At 56.5% G+C, this 21,424-nt stretch carries 17 protein-coding genes; 5 read left to right on the top strand and 12 right to left on the bottom strand.

What is annotated here, in order from left to right; translation table 11 throughout:
• Nucleotides 1–853: 853 nt before the first annotated feature.
• Both AC02Y0_RS23075 and AC02Y0_RS23070 read left to right on the top strand, forming a co-directional pair.
• Nucleotides 854–2,035: a GGDEF domain-containing protein gene (locus AC02Y0_RS23075; RefSeq protein WP_476384200.1), complete on the top strand. Its 1,182-nt coding sequence runs from the start codon at nucleotides 854–856 to the stop codon at nucleotides 2,033–2,035.
• A 275-nt stretch (nucleotides 2,036–2,310) separates the two neighbouring features.
• Entirely contained in the window at nucleotides 2,311–3,048 is a 738-nt protein-coding gene (locus AC02Y0_RS23070) for a hypothetical protein (RefSeq protein WP_476383400.1), read from the top strand.
• 6 nt (nucleotides 3,049–3,054) lie between these two features.
• Here AC02Y0_RS23070 and AC02Y0_RS23065 read toward each other — a convergent pair whose 3' ends face one another.
• The 12 genes from AC02Y0_RS23065 to AC02Y0_RS23010 form a co-directional block, all read right to left on the bottom strand.
• Nucleotides 3,055–4,482 carry an ISNCY family transposase gene (locus tag AC02Y0_RS23065; protein ID WP_476383399.1) on the bottom strand — a complete coding sequence of 476 codons (1,428 nt, stop codon included), beginning with the start codon at nucleotides 4,480–4,482 and terminating at the stop codon, nucleotides 3,055–3,057.
• Nucleotides 4,483–4,952: 470 nt separating this feature from the next.
• Entirely contained in the window at nucleotides 4,953–5,906 is a 954-nt protein-coding gene (locus tag AC02Y0_RS23060; RefSeq protein WP_476384199.1) for an antitoxin Xre/MbcA/ParS toxin-binding domain-containing protein, read from the bottom strand.
• Between the two features lie 379 nt (nucleotides 5,907–6,285).
• Nucleotides 6,286–6,600 carry a helix-turn-helix domain-containing protein gene (locus tag AC02Y0_RS23055; protein WP_476384197.1) on the bottom strand — a complete coding sequence of 105 codons (315 nt, stop codon included), beginning with the start codon at nucleotides 6,598–6,600 and terminating at the stop codon, nucleotides 6,286–6,288.
• A 346-nt stretch (nucleotides 6,601–6,946) separates the two neighbouring features.
• On the bottom strand, nucleotides 6,947–7,075 hold the full coding sequence (locus AC02Y0_RS23050) for a hypothetical protein (RefSeq protein ID WP_476384195.1): 129 nt from the start codon (nucleotides 7,073–7,075) through the stop codon (nucleotides 6,947–6,949).
• A gap of 779 nt (nucleotides 7,076–7,854) precedes the next feature.
• Nucleotides 7,855–8,382: a hypothetical protein gene (locus AC02Y0_RS23045; RefSeq protein ID WP_476384193.1), complete on the bottom strand. Its 528-nt coding sequence runs from the start codon at nucleotides 8,380–8,382 to the stop codon at nucleotides 7,855–7,857.
• Nucleotides 8,383–8,600: 218 nt separating this feature from the next.
• A complete protein-coding gene (locus AC02Y0_RS23040; protein ID WP_476384191.1) occupies nucleotides 8,601–9,146 on the bottom strand; it encodes a hypothetical protein in 546 nt (181 codons plus the stop codon).
• 287 nt (nucleotides 9,147–9,433) lie between these two features.
• Nucleotides 9,434–10,647 (bottom strand): IS3 family transposase gene (locus AC02Y0_RS23035; protein ID WP_476384190.1). Its coding sequence is split into 2 segments (ribosomal slippage): nucleotides 9,434–10,311 and nucleotides 10,311–10,647, totalling 1,215 coding nucleotides; the frame shifts between segments, so codons are not numbered across the junction.
• Nucleotides 10,648–10,902: 255 nt separating this feature from the next.
• Nucleotides 10,903–12,198: an HlyD family type I secretion periplasmic adaptor subunit gene (locus tag AC02Y0_RS23030; protein WP_476384189.1), complete on the bottom strand. Its 1,296-nt coding sequence runs from the start codon at nucleotides 12,196–12,198 to the stop codon at nucleotides 10,903–10,905.
• Nucleotides 12,195–13,985, bottom strand: a complete 1,791-nt coding sequence (locus tag AC02Y0_RS23025; protein WP_476384188.1) for a type I secretion system permease/ATPase — start codon at nucleotides 13,983–13,985, stop codon at nucleotides 12,195–12,197. The genes AC02Y0_RS23030 and AC02Y0_RS23025 overlap by 4 nt, the downstream gene beginning before the upstream one ends.
• A 2-nt stretch (nucleotides 13,986–13,987) precedes the next feature.
• Entirely contained in the window at nucleotides 13,988–14,455 is a 468-nt protein-coding gene (locus tag AC02Y0_RS23020; protein ID WP_476384187.1) for a Ros/MucR family transcriptional regulator, read from the bottom strand.
• Between the two features lie 49 nt (nucleotides 14,456–14,504).
• Entirely contained in the window at nucleotides 14,505–16,028 is a 1,524-nt protein-coding gene (locus AC02Y0_RS23015) for a phosphohexomutase domain-containing protein (RefSeq protein ID WP_476384186.1), read from the bottom strand.
• The gene (locus tag AC02Y0_RS23010; protein ID WP_476384184.1) at nucleotides 16,028–17,320 is read right to left on the bottom strand and encodes an AGE family epimerase/isomerase; all 1,293 of its coding nucleotides are present in this window, start codon (nucleotides 17,318–17,320) and stop codon (nucleotides 16,028–16,030) included. Before AC02Y0_RS23010 ends, AC02Y0_RS23015 begins: the two co-directional genes overlap by 1 nt.
• A gap of 392 nt (nucleotides 17,321–17,712) precedes the next feature.
• On the opposite strand from AC02Y0_RS23010, the gene AC02Y0_RS23005 reads away from it, so the two are divergent.
• The 3 genes from AC02Y0_RS23005 (at nucleotide 17,713) to AC02Y0_RS22995 (ending at nucleotide 21,408) form a co-directional block, all read left to right on the top strand.
• The gene (locus AC02Y0_RS23005) at nucleotides 17,713–18,411 is read left to right on the top strand and encodes a Crp/Fnr family transcriptional regulator (protein WP_476384182.1); all 699 of its coding nucleotides are present in this window, start codon (nucleotides 17,713–17,715) and stop codon (nucleotides 18,409–18,411) included.
• A gap of 203 nt (nucleotides 18,412–18,614) precedes the next feature.
• Nucleotides 18,615–19,925 carry a nucleotide sugar dehydrogenase gene (locus AC02Y0_RS23000; RefSeq protein ID WP_476384180.1) on the top strand — a complete coding sequence of 437 codons (1,311 nt, stop codon included), beginning with the start codon at nucleotides 18,615–18,617 and terminating at the stop codon, nucleotides 19,923–19,925.
• A complete protein-coding gene (locus AC02Y0_RS22995) occupies nucleotides 19,909–21,408 on the top strand; it encodes a glycosyltransferase (RefSeq protein WP_476384178.1) in 1,500 nt (499 codons plus the stop codon). The genes AC02Y0_RS23000 and AC02Y0_RS22995 overlap by 17 nt, the downstream gene beginning before the upstream one ends.
• Nucleotides 21,409–21,424: the final 16 nt, after the last annotated feature.

Raw genomic sequence — 21,424 nt, 5'->3', positions numbered from 1 at the left:
GCACCCCGGCTCTTTTCACCGCGTTGACGGAGATGAAGGCTGAGAGAATCCAATCCGGCTGGCAATCTGCAACCAACCAAGCTGATCGCTTACGCGGCAGACATCGACCTTGCCTTCGACACGCGTGACGAGGCAGAACTGCAAAGACACGGCATGACACTGTCTTTTCTTTCGGATCCGCTGTGGCGCGGTCAGGTTGTCGCTGTACACAGATGAGACACGCGGGCGCAGCAAGAACTCAGGTCTTTGCCCACGAGCAGATCGCCGGAGCAGGCTATGGCGATCTGCTCGTCAGAAGTGTTGCGCCTAGCGGATCCACCGAAGACCTCGGTTCGGTGCTGTGGCGGTGGGGACACGGCGCAGCTGAGCGGTTGGTTTTGGTCGACGACGAAAGGCGGCTTTCAAGATCAGGGATTGCCTGACGGCGGAAAGCGCATTCTGCGCGCAGATCACTCCCAAAGGCTTGCGTCGTGATCGATCAGGACGTCATTTCAACGAACTGGAGAGAAGGAAAACCTGGACGGATTCCTTGGCGCCGCAGCCACACGGCCTTCTGATACCATGGCTTCTTGGCTCCAACTTCCGCTTTCAGAAAAGTTTTCCGGAACAGAGCTCACCTACAGTGCTTCAGCGCGGGAAAAGCATAGTTCCCGAAGGAAATGCAGCGCCCCTCACCGGACTTGACCAGCGCATTGCTGTTGGCGCTGACGATCCTTGCTCTCGTTCAAGTCTGAAAAACGCTCCGGACACCCAGATTTAACCATTGTTGCCCATCTTCCCTCGATAAATTGCGCGGGAGCAAATCAGATCGTTTGCCAACGTCGATGTCGGTGCAATCAATAAGTACTTGGGAATGATGGAAGCAACCGATCTGCTGGCCTATCTGCCAGTCATTGTCTTCATGATGCTATCTCTGTTTTTCCTGCTCTTATGGCGCGTCAAACTCGCGTCATCCTGGCAGTGGTCTGCAGGTTTCTTTCAGACATGCAGCGGATTTGCATTGTCAACATTCCCGGTTGAACCGCATTTTGATCAGCTGGCATCCGGGGTTCTTTTCGTTGGCGCCGCCTACTGCTATGGCAGCGCCCTAATGATCCATTTCGGCGCTGATTTGCGACTGTCGGCAAGACGGGGACTGGCATCCGCGTTTATTGTCCCCCACGCCTATTTCATATTCATCGACCCAAATCTGCGCATCGTGCTCTTTGTAATCGAGATGGTTTTCGCTGCGTTGATGATCGTGGCGGTGGTAAGTGTGGTGAACCGCGCCAGGCAACTCGCAGATCGTTTTCTAGTCTTCGCCTGCGTGCTGATAGTCGTTGACTGCTTGATCCGAGGCATCGTGTTCACCTTCATCTACCCGACCAGCGCGGACATGAGCGAATTCGTTCGCTCGGCATATAATCTCTCGGTGCACGTCACAACACTGACGGTCTGTCTGCTCTTTCCCTTTGCCGCGATTTCGGCTCTTTCGCTTCAGGCCGTCGAGAAGCAGCGGCAGGCTGCTGCGCGCGACCCACTGACAGGGCTTCTCAATCGACGTGGCTTCGAGGCGGCTGTTGATGACATGACACGTGCGGGGGTCATGCGCGGCTCGGTGCTGATTGTCGACATTGACCATTTCAAGTGTATCAATGACGGTTACGGCCACGACGCCGGGGATCGCGTGATTACTGAGGTCGCGCGAAGGCTTGAGAAGCAGAGCGATCATCATCTACGCCTCGCGCGGTTCGGCGGCGAGGAGTTTGTAGTCCTTTTTGGCAATACAAGCGAAGTGGCAGCTGCGGTCTGGGCAGAGGCCATGCGAGCCCAGTTGAAAGACGCGGGATATGCCGCGGGGCTGCCGCTTGAGGTCAGCGCGAGTTTCGGCGTGAGCGAGGTAGACGATTTGCAACACGGGCTCGCGACGGCGATCAAAGATGCAGACGCGGCACTCTACGCCGCCAAAAACAGCGGCCGGAACAGGGTGATGCTTGCATCCGCCACCTCGAAAGGGCCTCCGCGCTCAGGCTTGTCTATAGTGGCGTCAGGCTAGAGAGGGCGAAAGTCGCACTTGGAAATAGAATGTACCCCGGCTACACACAATGTCAAAGCTGGTTAGAGGCGCGTGCTCACTAGCCAGTTAGAAACGCGACACTCGCGCTGCCGATTAGCCCCCGATCCGACCGGCTGGGCCGGTTAGCAAGGGCGGAGCGGGGGCGGGTTAGGAGCCGCACCCGTTGGCTTTAGCTTCCTCAGTAGCAAATCCTCCGCCGACGGTTGATACTCATATCCTGGAACGTGAAAGGGTAGGGAGAGTCACAGCTCGCGATGCTGCCAGAAATCAAATTGCAGGCCGATGTCGATCTCGCCGCGATGTCACCACTGATCCGCGGAATGTTGCTCTCAGTTGCCTATGCCGAGGAAGAGGGCGGCATCGGATTGACGGCGACCGGGGCTATGAACCGCAAGTTTGTGCATTGGGCAGCAGTGAACTTCACCTGGCCAGGCTTCACAGCCGAAGACCTTTACAGCATGAACAAGGTCCTGAATGAAAACGACGTACCGCCGCTCTGGGTGGTGCGCGATATGAGCCTTCACATGAAGTTTCTTCGTCGCAGAAAAGGGCTTTTGCTGGCAACCAAACGCGGCCGAGAGTTTCTTGAGAAGCCGCAGGGCTACTTCGATCTGATCGCCACGGATTATCTCTATTCCTATATCCACGACACCGAACGTGAACAGGCCGTTCACGCAAGGTTACGTTGGTGGCGCATGTTTCTGAACCTTCTCAACATCAAGACCAGAGAAGGGTGTACCCCAATGGAGGTTGTCAAAATCCTCCGTCCAGACCTGGCACCTTTGACGGAAAGCGAAATGACCATTGAAGCCTGGAACCTGAAATACGATCTTCAATATGGTGTCTTCCGGCGTTTGTGCTGGCTCGGTCTGCTCTATGAGGCGAGGGAAGGGCTCGCCATTTTTGAGGACGGCTCCTTCCACAAAGCGCCGCTTTGGTCCGCTTGTCTGCAGCTGGAATCGGACATGCAAAGTGATATCGGCGTGCATTGACGATTCTCATTCCGCAGCAGGCGCCTTCATCAACGCCTTCTCCCGTCTGGCAATCACCTTCGGATCGTTCATGAAATCCGTCCGAGGGCCGGATTTGCGGCCGCGCTTCTGATAACCGTTTCCAATGCTACCGTCCCGAATGCCAAACATATGATCTTTCTGACCCGTCCGGGATGGGCCGCTCTTGCTGCGCTCAAGTTCGCGCCCGACCTGCATCTCAGCAACGATCGACAACATGTCGTCCAGCCGTTTGTTGTCGACGACCTCCGCGCGATGCACCGACCGTAATGTGTCGAAGGTTCTGTAGGGCAGCGCAAAGCTCTGATGCATGATCTCAAGCCGTCCATCCGGATAATCACAAACGATGACCTTTTGCCCGGCCAGGGGTCGCGAGATCTCGGTTGGATCGAGAATGAACAGCACCTTGTCGTAGCGTAGCGTCAGAGACTGCGACAGTGTTCGGACTTCCTTTCGACACATGGCGCCGTCGAGGTTCTCATGATCAGCGAGAGGCCGGTGCATGTCTTTCGGATTGCGCGGCAGCTTGCCAAAACGCTTATTAAAATCGTCAATAAATTCATGTGCATAGGCATTAGCTGCTTCGATCGTGCTGATGCCCCTAAGTCGCATCTCCTTCACCAAGCGATCCTGCAGCGTCTGATTGGCCCGCTCGACCCGGCCTTTGGCCTGAGGCGTGTTGGCGCAGATGATGTCGATGTTCAGCTCATAAAGCGCCCGACCGAATTGTGTCAGACCGGTCGTCCTGTCCGTCTTCGAAGCATTCGTCGACCGGAAAACACCATGCTTGTCGCTGTAGAAAGCAAGCGGCTTACCCCATTGCTGCAGATAGGCTTTCGTTGCATGCAGGTAGTCAAACGTGTTCTCTGACCCAGCAAAACGTAGGTGCAGCAGCTTACCGGTGGCGTCATCGATGTAGACGAGGAGGGCGCATTTGGGGCCGCGGTTCTCAAACCACCAATGATGCGACCCATCGATCTGCACCAGCTCACCAAAGCAATCGCGCCGACCACGAGGCTGGAAAACACGCTTCTTGCGTTCACGACGCGAGATCCAGATACCAGCCTCGGTCATCCATTGCCGCAACGTCTCCTTGGCAACAGAAATCCGATGCAGCTCGATCAGCTTCTCGCGCGCCAGCGTCGGACCAAAATCCAGATAGCGTTCGCGGATCAGATCCAGTGCCGCATTGCGAAACTCCTCGCTGTGGCGCCGGTTACTTGGTCGAGATCGCTTCTTTGACACCAGACCGGCTGCACCATCAAGGTCATAGGCCTGCAGCAGCCGATGGACCTGACTTCGACTAAGATCGAGCTGCTCAGCTGCCTGTACGACGCTAAGGCGGTCGTCACGGATCTTCTGAATGACTTCGAGGCGATGCAATTCTATCTGCGACATGGTGATCAAAAAGGACATGACGACTCCAACCGCTCATGGTCTCGACCAAGCTCGAAGTCACCATCCTTGCTCCCGACGTTGATATTGACCAGTGCATTGAGGGGCGAGGCTGTCGCATCTCTAACTGGCCCAACTGTCGCATTACTAAATAGCCGCTACACACAAAGATCGCATAATAAGTATTATGGAACTCGCAACCAAGTTGCAACGATGAGTTTAGGACTCAAGTCGCAGCCCGTCCGCTGGCCATAGCCGCCACCAAATGCGATACGAGGCCGGCATTCGTCGTCTGCCTGCTGGACGTTTCGGTAGCCAAAGCACGCTTTGCATAGGCCGCTCCCGGCCCAATGTGCTCGTCTCTATCCTCGCAGCCTGCGCTCTTAGTCCGCCATGTTAAGGTCGTGCACCCTACAATGGTGGCCGACCCGGCAGGTTCACATTGCTAGCAACTTGCCGCTCATCGGATTTACGTTTCAGATGCGAGATCGTCATGTTCGCCGACCTTCGAGCTGCTCTAGAATATAGGCTTCGATGTAATCGAACACTTCGACCGCCCCGGCATCCGTCTCAATCATGTCGATCGGGCGACGGCCGCCGAGATGTACGCTTTCCTTGCGTGCCCACCTCATTATTTCACCTTCTGTGCACAGCACCGGACGAGCCATTTCAAGCATCTTTGCGAGGTGATCCGGCTTCGCATACCATGAATGCGGTTTGACGCTGGCCCGCCGTCGCCCGGGAATAACATCCGGTAGTTGAGACGTCCTCAACTCGTCATCTGAGATATACCGTCGGACCCAATGGGCCAGTTTCGCCAGCGACACGTTCGCCTCACGTTCGAGACCGCCGCCCGCGCTAACTCTACGCGTCGGGATCACCAAACCGCGGACGATGTGCGGGCAACGCGACTGAAGCATCTCCAGAGCCGGTGCAAGGTCGGTGTCGTTGGTGACCAGCACCACCTGGTCGATTTCGCCGCTTAGGGCGTCATCGTAGAGATGAAGCGCCAGATTCACGTCTGACTGCTTCTCCTCAAGCTTCCAGACCTGGATCTTGTCGCAGTCACGCGGCCAACGCTGCGGATCGTAGGGCGGCACAATATGCTGATTGGCCTTGTAGAGCGAATAGTGACCCATCACGAAGGACAGCCTGCCCCCGCAGTGCGTTGTCAGCGCATTGTGGTATTGGGCCTGGGACGATACCGAGTCTTCAGCCTTGGCGGCGCTTTCAATGATCTTCGCAGTGAAATACTTGATCGCGCAGTCTGGATGGAGCGTTGTCGTTGTGGGATCGGCGCCCGGTGCTGGCCGATAGAGGATTGACGGCAAGATTTGGTTTTCGAACAGGGCAAGAACGTCGAGCCACTTGAACGCTGTCTTCCGCAGGCAGCCGTAGTAGAGATTGTAGCCGTCGATGTAGACGCGCGTTCGTAACGCTGGCACGGCCTACCCCCAAGACATAAAAAAACCGGCTTGCGCCGGCTTTTTACCCCAACCGCCTGGAGCCCAAGTCTCTCAGGATGCTAGGTTAGTTGTTAGCTATAAACATAGCGTCGAGTGGCTCACTCGTCAACCAATGTTAGGGGAATACCACGCGCGGAAACCGCCGATTCCACCTGAATTCAACCAAAATAGGCGTCTTTGTTCGGAATCAATAACGGAATGTCATGGCTCTTCGTGGGCCGTGAAACAGCCGAAGCGCCACCGCCTATTCCGGTTGGCTGCGCTGAACGATACTCATTCTCGTAAATTGTGGAAATTCATCCGTCGCTACCAAAACAGCACCTCGAGCGACGAAATGGATCTCGGATCGGACGAACCTTCAGACATTTTCCCTGCCATCTGGACGCACCATGAATGCCGGGAGATCGTCAACATCGTCATGAGGCCGCAGCAGAGCATCGACGGCCGGGATTATCGCCTGTGGTATAAGCTTCAATTCAAGCCCGACTGCGCGGGCAATGTTAATCAATGTCGTCGTGCGCGCGACGCTGCTTCCGGCTTCTATCTCACGATAGCGAGAACGCGATATCCCGGCCATATCGGCCACCTGCTCTTGAGTTAACCGCCGGCTTTTACGCGTAGCCTTCAGCAACTGCCCGATTTCCAGCATGGGTTCTGACTGAGGCCGTGCCATCCTACCTACTCAATCCCTCTCCGTGAGAAGGACAAGCTACCTCATGACCCCGTCAAGAATTAGGTGCGTTTACGGATCATTATGCAGAAATTGATCTGTTTTTAGATCATCTCTGCTGCATGCTGAATGGAAGTGCCAGAGCTTGCCTGCGATACCCATTTCACATGAAACTTTAAATGCACGCGCCTGATCATGTGCGCCTTCGGTACCCGTCGATACTGATCCTGATGGTCAGTGGCGAATTGCAGGTCTAAGCTTACAGTTCACGGGAGCCGGTAGAATAACGGCTCGAGGTCGGCACCTGCTTCATTATCTCAGCGAATTGGCTTCGCCGGCAAATTCCGTCTCACGCGTAGAAAGTCAACATCAGCAAGCCAAGGGTTGAGGCAATCGCGCCTGCAATACCAAGTCCAAGCAAAGTCATTTCCCATTTCATTTTCCAAGCTCCTTTATGATTATCGCTTGCGATCACCATATTCTTCCCGCGAGGCCCAACATTTAGACTGAGCGCCAAAGCCCTTCCGCGCGATGATCAAATGCTGCGGACTGCAAATGGTACATCCGCCACGCACAAGATGGTCTCGCCATCAATCTTGCATGTTGCAGTGCGAAACGCACGTTGCAAAATCGTTGCACACGTTTAACGCGATCAGCATATATTTCAAAGTATCAATATACTGGATGAATATGGAAGCCACGTCTGTTCGCCCCCCCCCTTTAATGGGGTGAAGCTGCGATCCGATCCTTTCATTGACCCCTTCAAGGTGTCACTCATGCGACTTTTCTCGCAACGTTTTTTCAATTAAAAATTGCAGTTAAACTTCTTTTTTGGAACGTGATGAAGAGAAGACCGGTTCCGAAGATCCGTCCGTCGTTGAGTAGTCTCGACTATGTCGTCACTGCAGCCTCGGCAGAATTCGCAGTCGGCGAAACCGTCCTGGATGATCGCGCGTTCTTCAGTGGTTGTCCCGCTGATCTTGAGAGCCGGTACCTCTGCCGCTGGCCGCCTCTTCTATCGGATCTCAGACCGCAGAACCGTGTGAGCCAAAAAGCAGAAGATCGCGGACCCGGCGACAAGTGGCAAAGATCGAGGCCAGGACGGCCAACCAGACACTGGCAACTCTAAAGAGAATTGGGCGCTTATAGCGGGGTCTCCGTGCGAAGGCAGGCGGCGCGCTGATCTTGAGCGTTCCCCTAGAGGATCGCCGGGGGATCATCGGCCCCGGCAGGTCCCTGCGAGGCGAAAGGTGCAAGCTAGTCGCAAATAACAACCTGTTTGTCGGACGCGAAGAACTTGATCGCTGACATAGCCGCATCAAAGTTCTGATCAGTTCCCCCGAGATTGAGTTCAATGGTGTGGCCGAGCGGGTAGTACGGTAACCACATTGCCCAACCCATCCAACCTCTCCGAGGAAAACGCTTCCGATCGATCAGGTGGAGCATGATGACACGGTGCTTGCGAAACGTGCGTCGCGAAATCTCGTGAATTTCCGACCAGGGGATTGTCACGGTAAACCATCCGCGGTGTAGGATTCCGCCCGGCCCAACACGGATATAGTTTTGAGTATTCCAGCACCGGAATGCAAATGCCGCAGCAGCGTGTGTAGAAATCACAACGGTCAACCAGCCGATCGCCATTACGAATTCTGGACTGTAACGCCTTGAGGCTTTCACAGGGCCCCAAAACCCGGTCATCCTTGTGCCAAAGTAGAGCATCACCAAAGCGAGCAGCAAGAGCAGACCGCACTTCCAGCGTACATTGTTTGCCGAAAAGTCCTTCATGACTTCGCTACACCTTTCACCTAAAAGCTGCACATTTGGCGGTCCACTACCAGAACAGCTAGACGCGGACAAGGCGCACCTGTTGGCGCAGCAGGTCGCCAGCGCTGCCTCCCCGAGTGAACGTGAACAGCGGAGCAGCACCGGCAGGTCCCCCCAAGATCACGGCGAGAAAACCGAGTGAACCCCGTGTTGCTTCAAGCACAAGGCCCTCGGGGGAGTCATGGTGGTTCATTCGAACCAACGTAATACGCCACGATCTCGTCAAACGATTGCTGGTCAATCTTTGCGGATATCGTTGTATCAACATAGAACCCTAAATGGATTAGAGACGACGTATAGAAGCATCTTTCCAGGTCCTCGTGCCTGATCCGCTTTCCTATGATCACTATTGACCGATTGATCCGATCTCTGAAGCCGCATGCGCCATAAACATGCGTAAAACGAGTTGCTGCATACTCGCTGTCCGAGATCAAAAAGTTCATCCCGACCTGATCTTCAAAACGCGACCTTAGATAAGTTACCAGCCCATTCCTCGCAGCGATGGCGCTCAAGTCCTCGCAGACATTTGTGGGATCAACGCCTCTTGCATAGATGCAAGAATATATCAGGTGAACGTTGGCGCTCTGGAATTGAGAATGCAGTTCCTTGGGATTCTTCACGATGAAGTACTCTGTCACGAACGTCGTGCTACCAGCGATGGCAGCATTAACTGTCGCGAGGATGGCCAACGCAGCGGCAACAAAGAGAGAAGACGAGATCAGCACCGATGCGGTCCGACAGCTTGCCATTTTTTACGACTCCCTCCGTCAACCGCTAGCGGCACAACCTGTCTAGTGCATAAAGAATTTGATACGCCAATGCTCGTTACCCTGAAAGAGGATCATAGACTGAGGGCGAGCGTTCGCCGGAACCAACACGCCAAACTGAAGAACGCGATATTCAAAGCCAAAGCTTAGTAAGGGCAGCGAAACACCATCCCTGCGCCAGATGACAACCACGGCTTAGTTTCAGTCGGCGAATGGAGTGCACCCCGTTTCACCGGACATGTCGGCTAGTTTGATTTAGCCCTGATGAACTGCCGAGGGGAAGCCATCCTGAGCGCGGAATGAGGGTGGATTTCGTTGTAGTCCTCGATCCATCCGTCGATGAGCCGGAGCGCTGTTTCGGCGTCCGGTAGTGCTGCGATGCGTATATAATCCCGTTTCAGGGTTTTGACGAAGGCTTCCGCCATGCCGTTCGACTGCGGACTGGCCACCGGCGTAAAGCAGGGTGTCAGATTGAGCGCCTGGGCAAACAGCCTCGTGTCCCTCGCGGTGTAAGCCGAGCCATTATCCGAGAGATGCTCGATTGCGTGCGGAGCTCGGGTTGCTGCGAACCGCTTCTCGACCGCCTCCAGCATCATGTCGCGCACGTCTGAGCCGGAGATGCCCGCATTGGCGACCGCCGTCCAGGCGATGATCTCGCGGTCGAAGGCGTCGATGATGAAGGCGAGACGAATGACCTCGCCATTCCAGCAGGCGAACTCCAGCCCATCCGAGCACCAGCGCAAGTTCGAGCGCATCACCGTGACCTTGCCGTCATGGATACGGCCCTTGCGAACGGCCGTATGCTTCTCCAGCAGCATGGCGTGGTTGCCCATGATGCGATGAACCCGTTTCGCGTTGACGACAGGCTTATCGGCGGCTCGCCTCTCGCGATTGAGGAGCGCGGCGATCCGCCGATAGCCATAGGTTGGCCTTTGATCTACCAGCCTGCGGATGATGGGCAGAAGCTCTGCATCCTCGGCCTTGTGATAGGACCCGCGCGGCTTTGATCTGCCTTTCAGCCGCTCGATGAGGTTGGAACGGGATACGCCCAGCGTGTCTGCGACGGCCTTCATCGGGAACCGTCCTTCGGCAACAAGATCGGCCGCGATATCCGTTTTTTTGAGTCTGCTTTGGACAAGGCTTCGCGGAGGATTTCGGCCTCCATCGTCTTGCGGCCGAGCATGCGCTCTAGCTCGCGGACACGATCCTCCAGCTTCTTCACTTCCGAATTGCCGACAACCGGCTCGTCAGAATCCACGGCTGCAGCACCTCCCTCACTCAAGAGCCTGCGCCACCGGTAAAGCAGATTGGGCGCAACGCCATGGCGGCGAGCGGTCGAAGACACCGTCTCGCCTGGTTCGAAACTCTGCTCGATGATTGTCAGCTTCTGCTCGGTTGTCCACCGTCTACGGCGGACATCGCCCGTCAGCAATTCAACGTGTCGATACTCGTTAGACATAAGCCTGTCCTCAAGCCTGTGCTTGAGCCTTTCTGCTTATGCCGACTGTCCGGTCGAAATGGGGGGCAGTTCAGCGAACTTGCGTCGCCTATCCGTTAAAGGAGATTAAAGGCAACTGGGGCAGTGGCAACGTGGGTGTAAAACAGCGCTACGCATAGGTGCGCTCGCACACCAGCGACTTCCGATGAAGCTTGATGTGGCAGTTTACTTACCCAACAATCAGCCGCTCGTCCGACAAGAGGCCTCTCGCCGGCCTTACTCCGATCTCATCGCTCGCGAGAAAAAATCGCTGAATGGTTTTATCAAATAAGAGCCGACGGTCCGATCTGACGTCCTCAAAAACGCCTCCACCGGCATACCCGGCTTCAAGGGGAGAGCGACGCCCTCATGATCGAGCAGAACCCTTGCCTGATAGTAGGCCACGCGGGTTTGCGGATCGACAACAAGATCCGGCGAGATGCGCTCGATCTTCCCATGCAGTTCCGGCGTCAGGCGCTGATTGAATGCGGGGAAACGCAGGAAAGCACCCTGTCCCAAATGCACCTGGTCGATGTCCTCAGGCGCAACCCTGACATCGGCGACAAGCAGGTCGGATTGCGGGACGATCAACATCAATGTTTCCTGCGGCACCACCACCCCACCGACGGTGTGGATCGCAAGTTGGTGGATCGTCCCGGCCTGGGGCGCGCGGATATCCAATTTCCGCAATTGATCCTCCGCGGACAGCTTTCGCTCGCGCAGTTCGGATATCGATGCACTCACCTCTGTCAGTTCGCGCGCCACCTCGCCACGCAGTCGCTGGTCGACCTGGAAAATCTCCAGTCTTGTCTCAGAAATGCGCGCTCGCGTCTGCGCGATGCTGGCTCGGATACCGGCAAGCTCACCGTCGAGATCGGCCTTATCGCGCTCTGCGCTGTTCAGCCGGGAATATTGAACGAGCTGCTGCTTCCACATTTTCTGGGCGAGTTCGACGTCGGTGCCTGCAAGTTCGACCTGGACGTCCATTGCCTGGGCTTGTTGTTCGAGACCCGTCACCTGCTCGCGCAGCTGCACAATACGCTCTTCAAGCTGCGCTTTTTCACCGTCACGCGCCTGACGGCGAAGATGAAAGGCGCCCATCTCGTTTGACAGCACGTAATCGAGGTTTTCCTCACCACGACGTTCAAGAAGCTCGCGATCAAAGACGATCTCTGCCAAGCCATCACGCTCGGCGAGAAGACGGGCGCGTTTTGCAAGGATCTCGTCGAGTGCTGCGCTAATGATGGCGAGATTGGCGCGAGCAAGCGTCGTATCGAGCCGTGCGAGAAGCTCACCCGCCTCAACCTGCTGACCGTTCGACACGAGGATTTCGGCGACCGTGCCGCCTTCCGGATGCTGTACCTTTTTGACTTCGGAATTGACCACCACACTGCCGGCAGCAATCACGGCACCAGCGATCTCGACAGTCGCTGCTACCCCGCCTCCGGCAATTAGCAAGCTGAGCATAGCGAGTGCTGCCGTCAGGTTGCGCCTGATTGAGCGGACAAGGCGTTCTTCAGACATCTCGGTCATGTTCGCTCCGCAACAGCATGTAGACGGTCGCCAGCGCCATGGGCCTCAGTTGCATAAGACCCGGCTGCAACAAGCCGTGGTGCTGAACCCAAAACCGAGGGATCCTCAGGCACAGAGCGGATTACGTCGCGCTTGCGCTCGAGCATATGCGTCTGGCCGTCACTGACCAGCATCACATGATCACAAGCCTCCAATGCACTTGCCCGATGGGCAATAACAACGACAATACCGCCGCGATCCCGCACCGCCCGAATGGCAGATGTCAGCGCTTCCTCTCCGGCCTGGTCGAGACTGGAATTCGGCTCATCGAGGACCACAAGAAATGGTTTGCCGTAAAGGGCGCGCGCAAGTCCGATGCGCTGACGCTGGCCGGTGGACAGCACACAACCCCCCTCACCAATCTGCGTGTTGTAACCATCAGACAGCTTCAGAATCATCTCATGAACGCCTGCCACCTTTGCCGCTTCAATGATCGCCTCGGGCGGAGCGGATGGATCAAAGCGCGCAATATTGTCCGAGACGCTCCCGCAAAACAGTTCGAGATCCTGTGGCAGATAGCCGATATGTCGGGCCAGAACCTCGCGGTCCCAATGATCAATCAGCGTTCCGTCAAGGCGGATAGAGCCCCGTGCTGCTGGCCAGGCACCGACCAAGGCGCGCGCCAGTGTCGATTTCCCGGCAGCACTGGGACCGACCACTGCCAATGCAGAGCCGGCATTGACGGAGAATGTTGCCTGGAGGAGCCCTGGCATCTGCGCGCCGGGTGCCGAAACGACCAACCCGTCCACATTGAGGCGCTCGTTCGGAGCTGGCAAAGCCAAGCGCTCTGGCCTGCCGCTTTCAGAAAACAGTCTCGCCAGCCGCTTCCAGCTCTGACTTGCGGCAATAAACGTCTTCCAATGGGCGATCGAGACCTCGACTGGCGCCAGTGCCCTTGAGACGAGGATGCCACTTGCCACAATCATGCCAGAGCTCACTTCGCCACCGATGTAGAGATAGGCGCTCAGCGCCAGGATCGCTGATTGCAAAAACATGCGAAACGACTTCGACATGGCGCCGAAGCCAGCCCCCACATCGCTCAATGTGAGGTGACTGGCGACGAAGCGGCCGTTCAGGGCCGACCACCGTCGCGCCAGATGTGGCACCATACCGAGAACGCGAACGGTCTCTCCGTTGCGCGCGGCCGCGTCGGCAAGACTTGCCTTCTCAACCGACAAACCGGTCGCAACCTGACTTGGCTCGCGCGATGCCAAATCGGTGGCGAGCGTCAGGCAAAGAAGCACGAGTGCGCCTAAGAGCGCCGCCAAGCCTATCCACAGGTGAAACGAAAAACAGACGAGCATGTATAGCGGGATCCATGGCAGATCGAACAAGGCGCTTGGTCCCGGGCCACCCAAAAACGACCGGACCTGGTCCATGTCTCTGAGCGCGAAAAACCGCTCGTTTGGCCGTATCTGTGTCGGTAGCGCTGTTGATTGTGCAAAACAGACTTCACTCGCGACACGGTCCACATAGGCACCGACCCGTGCCAGAATACGATTGCGGATCAGGTCGAGAAAGCCCTGGCATGCATAGAGGAAGACGAGAATAACCAGCAACGAGACCAGGGTCGGCACGCTGCGGCTCGGCAGGACCCGGTCATAGACCTCGAGCATGAAGAGTGGACCAGCCAGAAAGAGCAGGTTGACGAGAGCACTCACCAGACCCACGCCTACAAGCGCGGTTCTGCAGCGCCGGATGGCCTGCTTGAGAAGATTGATCTGCCCTTGAGAGAAGTCCCCGCTCATTGTCAGTCCTCTTGCCGCTGGCTTTCCTCATCCGTCACCGTCGGGTTGCTCCAGTCTTCCGGGCGCTTTCCAAGCCCCCGGGCTCGCGCAATGCTGGAACGCGTGGCTGCATAGTCAGGGGATGTCACCGGATAGTTGGAGGGCAGGCCCCAGCGCATTCGATAGGCGTCGGGTGTCAATCCATGCTGAACTGACAGGTGACGCTTGAGGGACCGGAAGGACTTGCCGCATTCAAGGCAGGTGATCCGCTCTGCTCCGGCCGGGACCGGTGGAATGGGCGGCTCTGGCTCCTCTCGCTTCAAGTTCGCCAGATTGAGGACAGTGCGATGTGTCTGTTCAAGCAGCGCTGCCAGTTGCGCTGGCGGCACGATATGATTGGCAACGTAGGCGCGCACCAGGTTGACGGTGAGAGCAACGGCACTGTCGACTGACACATCCTGCGCCTCTCCTTTCAGAGAGACTTCCGTCAATAAGTCTCGTTTCATCGTCATACGGCGATGTGCCGCCCCGGGATTAGCGTTAGATCGGCAATTGTCCCTTTCGGGGGAGCTGGTGGAGTGCGGCCTCAAGGCCCCATCTGAGAAGATATGAGGCGCGATTTGCCTCCTTGGCCTCGACGTAACATCTAAGCTCGGGAGCATTGCCGGATGCGCGGTAGTGGATCACCGCGCCATCGGCAAACTGGAACCGGACGCCATCGAGCTGGCTCATTGCCACTATGTCGCCAACCTTCCGGAAGTACTGGGCGGCAAAATCCTCTTCATCGGCCAGCCGCATCAAGAGCTGCAACGAGAGTGCCGATGGCACGTCCTTCAGCCTGTCGGCCAGAGCATGGCCCACATCCAGGCTGTGAACGATGATCGACAGAGGCCGACGAGACCGGGCGATGGGTATCAGACTGGCAAGGATTGGCAGGACAGCATCTCGCGTCGGCAGAGCCTCAAGGAGACTGCCATCGGTACCGATCACGGATGAGTGCATGAGGGTGCCGCCATTGGCCTCGAAACCGATGATGGTCCCATCGCCTGACGCTGCGGCCTCTTCCATCGCGGCCACGACATAGGGCGATCCGACACGCGTGCGAATGACACGCTCTGCAAATCCGCAAGCGTCGATCACGCTGCCTGAGGTGACCGGTGTGACGATTGTTTGCATATTGAGGAGCTTTGCCGCCAGGAGACCGAGCACGTCGCCCCGCAGGATCAGTCCCGCCTCATCCGCAACCAATGGCCGATCCGCGTCGCCATCCGTCGAGACAATGGCGTCAAATGAACCAGACCGCGCAATCTGCTCTATATAGGCGATCTGTTCCGGATCATGGGCCTCGGTATCCACGGGGATAAAACGATCAGCCCGACCGACGCCGACCACTTCCGCACCCATCGCCCGCAAAAGCTCGACAAGGATATCGCGCGCCACCGAACTGTGCTGGTAGACGGCGATCCGCAGACCTTTTAGACCATCCGGACCGAAGAAGGACACATATCGATCGATATAGCGCGGGCATGCGTCATGGTCGATCGCCACGGTCCCGGGCTCGGCCTTTGCAAGGGCATGAAGCCTTGCGTCATCGAGACCGCCATGGATGTTCAAGATAGCCTGCTCGTCAGCCTTGGCGATTTCACCCTTGGCCAGATAGAATTTCAACCCGTTGCGATCATCGGGAATATGACTGCCGGTGACCATAATGGCGGGCCAGCCCTGTCTTTGCGCTTGAAGCGCGAGAGCCGGCGTGGGCAATGCGCCGCAATCGACAGGTTCAAGACCTGCCAGTCGGATCGCCGCCATGCAGTCAAAAGCAATTGCCTCACTGCTTGAACGAAGATCCCGGCCGACCAGGACATGGGTTGTCTGGGGTGTCTGATCGATCACATGCAGGACGAAGGCAAGACTATAGGCACGCGTGGGCAAGCCGATGAGATCAGTCACAAGCCCACGCAATCCAGATGTGCCGAACTTCAGGCTACCGGGTTCGTGTCCAGCGTCGATGACCGACAAGACGGGGCCTAAGGTCGCAAGAGCGGCGGATGACGGCGCCGACATCACGACATCCTCATGACGATGCCAGCCGGCATGATCTGATCTGCGTTCACGTCAAGCATGTCTGCCTTCATGACACCGATGCTGACACTTGTATTTGCGCGCCCGACATATCGCATCAGTTCACCAAGGGCACACATGATATGATAGAGGGAACTTGCTGGTGCTGCCCCGGACTTGAAACTGCCGTCTTCCAGCATGACGTCATGCCAGATGCCGCGTGAATCAAGGGTCAGATAAGAGAGCAAAGTTTGACTTGCCTCGAGCGCATGTTGCTCGGCAATCCAGCGGGCCTCGCCGTCGCTGATCTCTGCCAGAGCAAGCCAAGCCTTCAGCCGTTCCGTCTGCGGCCAGAGCCGTGCGTTTCCGTCAGCAATCAGACCGTCAGACCAGACTTCATTGACAGCCACCCGCCTTGCCGGATCGACGCCATGATTTTCGGCAAAGGCGATCATGCGTTCGGCGCGATCGCCGATCTTGCCGCCGGTTGCCTGCGACCAGCGCACCAGAAGCCAAGCCCATTCATAGTTGTGGCCGGGTTCAATTCGCCAACGACCGCCCTCGTCGACTACATTCCAATCGGCGTCAAAATACTCCCGCACGACGCCGTTCTCGGGGTCGTAAAACCGGCTCTTAAACAGCTGGACGATCTCATCTGCCAGCGCGCGCCACAAGGGATTGGCGTCGACCGCCATCCAGGCAAGTGCGGCCTCAAGCAAATGCATATGTGGATTGGAGCGGAGGGGGTAGGGCGACAGCGTATGATCCTTGAAGCCCCCCGCCTCGTGACCAAGCCTTTGCCTCAGGCTATCAAGGACGACGATGGCACGCCGGCGGAAATCCTCATCCTTGAGATGAGCAAAGGAGTGCGCATAGGCAAAGAGCAGGAAAGCCTGGTCATAGAGATGGTGATCCTGGTCAAGAAGCGCATCGTCATCACTCAGTCCGTGGAACAAAAGTCCGTCCGGCGAGCTGTTGCTTAACAGGAAGCGATAACCGTGCCGAATGCAGGCAGCCGCCGCCGTCGGGTTCCAGCCGAGACGAGCCGCCTCACAAAAACTGTAAATCTGCCGGGCAGTCACTCTTACTCGGCGGGAAGAGGACGGAATTCGGCCTTCGCGTGAAATACTCTCGCAAAAACCACCGCGGTTTCTATCGATCCCGACCGTAGACCAAAGCGGCAATATGTCTTCGAAGAGCATACGCCGGAAAGCACGTCCGGCATCATCAAGACCTAGAGTAAAATGTTCTTGTGAATCTATCGCCAAACTATCATTGATTGCATCAATACGCATGCTGGCACTCCACCGTATTCGGAAGGAGCTTATCGGTATCAAGCAATGAAACCCGGCGTCGTTGACGTGAGTTAATCAAAACTCAAAAACAATTCGAATCTTTAAAATTTAACCACTTGTTCACGTTCTGATTCTTTGTATCATTCAGCCATACAAAAAAACGCCAGTTTCAAGTCACTGCTTGAACAAGCCACAGGAAAGATCGAGCCAACGGCGGCAAAGATCGAGGGCGGCAAGAAAAGTATCTAGGGATTTAAGCCAGGGAAGCGGGGGTTTTCAGACTATGTTCTGACACACCCTCGCCTGATCCGTTGTGACCTGATCAGCGCTTCGGAACGATGTAAGGCATGCAGGCAAGTCTTTTCAGTAGCTTTAGCGTTGGGGACAGTAACATGCATAATGTATCACCCTTCATGCAGCGGGTCGCGCAATTGCTACCCTCATCCGGACGATCGAGTCCGCTGCTCAATAGCGTCCACTTCCGCTCGACCTGTGCCGACAAAGGCGCGGAAATTCTGAGCGCAGGGGCTACAGTCAGACAGGTCGTGACCATCGGCCACGGGCTCGCTATGCGATACCGTCTGTTGCCGGACGGCAGTCGCCAGGTCATCATGTTTCTGACTGCAGGTGATATTTGCAATCCACATATCTATCCCACCGTCATGGATCACGGCATTGCCGCCGTTACGCAGGTCCGGATCGACCGGTTTGATTGCGAAAGCCTGATCGGTTTGACCAATACGGTCGTCGGCCTGAACCAGGCGCTTTGGATACTGGCCGAAGAGCAGAATGCCATCATGCGCGATCACATCACCAGCCTTGGCCGCGGCGATGCAAAGGCTCGCGTTCTGATGCTCCTCAAGGAGCTTGCCACACGCCTTTCCGCCCGGGAGACGAAACCGTGTCCCGTCTTCATTCCGGTCACCCAGACCTTGCTCGCCGATGCGATAGGGGTCACCCATATCCACTTCAACCGCATCATCGGTGACATGGCAAAACGCGGTGCGATTGCGACCAGCCGCGGCGGCATTCTCGTCAACTGTGTCTCGACCCTCGACAAGCTTGGGGACGATGTAATCGTTGCCGCCTGACACCATCGTCAATAATCTTCAAGCAGTAAATCCAAAAAAAATAGATATATTCGCCAAATGGGTCGCCGGCCAAAAAGCCGATTGCGGCCCATTTTGTTACAAACTGCATCTATTCTTCGATAATTTTACAGCTTGATTAACAGATGTTGATGTGAGGCTGATTTTTATTTGATTAATTGAAGCTCTATTCAAAGGAGCTGACCATGAAGATCAGTATTTTCGGTGCCGGTTATGTCGGCGCGGTGTCTGCAGCATGCCTCGTAAAAGAAGGTCACCAGGTAACGGCGGTCGATCCGGATCCCAACAAGATAGGTCCATTGATGGCCGGCAAGTCGCCGATCATCGAACCGGGTCTGGAGGAGCTGATCCGCGAGGGTGTGGCGGCCGGTCGGCTGACCGCCACCTCGGACGCGCAAGCTGCGATCATGTCTACGGATCTTTCGCTCATCTGCGTCGGCACGCCTTCCCTGCCCGACGGCAACCTGAACACCGAATATCTGAAGCGTGTCGCGGAAGATATCGGTGCCGCTTTGAAATTGAAGAACACGTTCCATTCCGTTGTTGTTCGCTCCACCTGCCTGCCAGGCACCACCGACAGCGTCGTTGTGCCGGCGCTTGAGGCAGCCTCGGGCATGAAGGCATCTGAGGATTTTGGCATCGCCTATCTGCCGGAATTCCTGCGCGAAAGCACAGCGATCAAGGACTATTACGACCCGGGCGTCATCGTCTTCGGTGCTTCTGACAAGTTCACGCTCGACCGGCTGGAGGAAATCCATGCGCCGCTGAAGCGTCCGAAATTTGTTGTCGATATCAAGACGGCGGAAGGGATCAAGTATACCAATAATGCTTGGCATGCTCTCAAGATCAGCTTCTCTAACGAGATCGGCAATATTCTCAGCAAGGCCGGCATCGACAGCCATGTCGCGCTTGAGATCCTGTGCGCTGATGATCGCCTCAACATCTCCAAGGCCTATCTGACGCCCGGCTTTGCCTTTGGCGGCTCCTGCCTGCCGAAGGATCTGCGCGCCCTGATCAGCATGTCAAGGCGCCAGGGCACCCCTGCCCCGTTGCTCGAAGCCACGCTTTCTGCCAACGAAGTGCAGATCAACCGCGCCTATAGCCTGATTGCCAATCAGGGGAGCCGCAAGGTCGGGATTGTCGGGCTTAGCTTCAAGCCGGACACCGACGACCTGCGGGAAAGCCCGCTGGTCGAGCTTGCGGAGCGTCTTTATGGCCGCGGCTATCAAATCAAGATCTTCGATCCCAATATCCGCCTCAACCGTCTGACGGGGGCCAATGAGAGCTTTGTGCGCGCGCGACTGCCGCATCTGGCTGAGCTCTTGAACGAGGATATCGAGTCCATCTTCGAGGATTCGGAAATCATCGTGGTTGGCAACCGCGCCGAAATGCACGGTACGCTTGATCGGGTAAGGCCCGAAACCCGGATTATCGACCTCGTTCGGGTCGACAAGTCGCTGCGCAGCCAGGGCAATTATCATGGCATCTGCTGGTAGTTTTTCCGCCAGTCCGGCGGCACATGTCTTGATGGTGCTGGGCATTGCTGTGGCAGCGACTTCGCTGCCCAGCCAGGCCTATGCGATCATCGATAGCAAGACGGGTCTGGCGATTGGTCTCATCGGGGCCTGGCGCTACGGCTGGGGTATCCTGCATTTCCTGCGCGGAATGCTCTATCGAAGCATTGTCTATCCGCGCATGCAACGAAAAGCCTATGCAAACAAGCGGGAAGGATTTGCGTCCTATCTTCTGGTGACGAGCTTTCGGATCCCGACGGAGACGACGATAGACGTCTATCGTGCAGCCTTTGCTGCGGCTTTGAAGGCGCCTGGTCCAGCCACGGTCATCGCGTCCATCGTCGACCTCTCAGATCAGCGCATCATCAAGAAGCTTTATGCCGCGATGGTCACACCAGCCGACCCTGTCGACCTTGTGATCGTGCGCATTGATGGAACCGGCAAGCGTGATGCGCTCGCCTCCGGTTTTCGCGCCATTGCCCGCCTGTTCCCGGCACCGGATGCCATGGTGGCGGTCATCGATGGTGACAGCATCGTTCCTGACGATCTGGTCGAGAAATGCGCGCCCTTCTTCCACGATCCAAAGGTGGGTGCGCTCACGACCGATGAGTATGCTGAAGTCCGCGGAAAGTGGATCTTCCAGCAATGGTACGATCTGCGGTTTGCTCAGCGTCATATCCTGATGTCATCCATGGGGCTGTCGCGCCGCGTTCTGACGCTCACCGGGCGCATGTCGATGTTCAGAGCTTCGATCATTTGCAATCCGGAGTTCGTCGCTCAGGTCGAGGTCGACTTTATCGATCATCCAAGGCTGGGTCGCTTCAAGTTTCTGACCGGAGACGACAAGTCGAGCTGGTTTTGGCTGCTGCGCAACGACTACCAGATGCTCTATCTGCCCGACGTGATGATCAAGACCATCGAGGACCCGCCAAGCGACAGTTTCTTCCGCTCGGCCGCCATGCTGATGGTCCGCTGGTATGGAAACATGCTGCGCACCAATGCGCGTGCCCTAGCACTTGGTCCACGCCGCATTGGCTTGTTCGTCTGGTGGGCAATCCTCGATCAGCGCATGTCGATGTGGACCTGTCTGATTGGGGTCACGAGCGCCATTCTCGCTACCATCATCATTTCGCCCTTTACCATCCTGGTTTATGGCGTTTGGATCCTGGCCTCACGATACGCCATCACGCTCTCGCTGTTTTCGGCCCGGCGTCAGATCTCAATCGTCACCCCGCTGCTTCTGTATTTCAACCAGATCTTCGGATCAGCGATGAAGGTCTTCGTCTTCTTCCATCTCGACCGCCAGAAATGGACCCGCCAGAACACGACGCTTGCCCGGCGAGACCGCGACTGGCTTGTGACCTACCGCCAATATGAATCCAAGCTTTATCAGTCCGTCAGCGTGCTCGCCCTGATTACGGCCTGCAGTCTGATGATTGGCATCAGCGCCATACCCCGCCCTTAACACCAGAGAACCGGAG

Source organism: Allorhizobium sp. nf9_anc, from assembly GCF_056323085.1.
The sequence above is the reverse complement of the archived record's forward strand: the minus strand, read 5'-3'. Positions and strand labels throughout refer to the sequence as shown.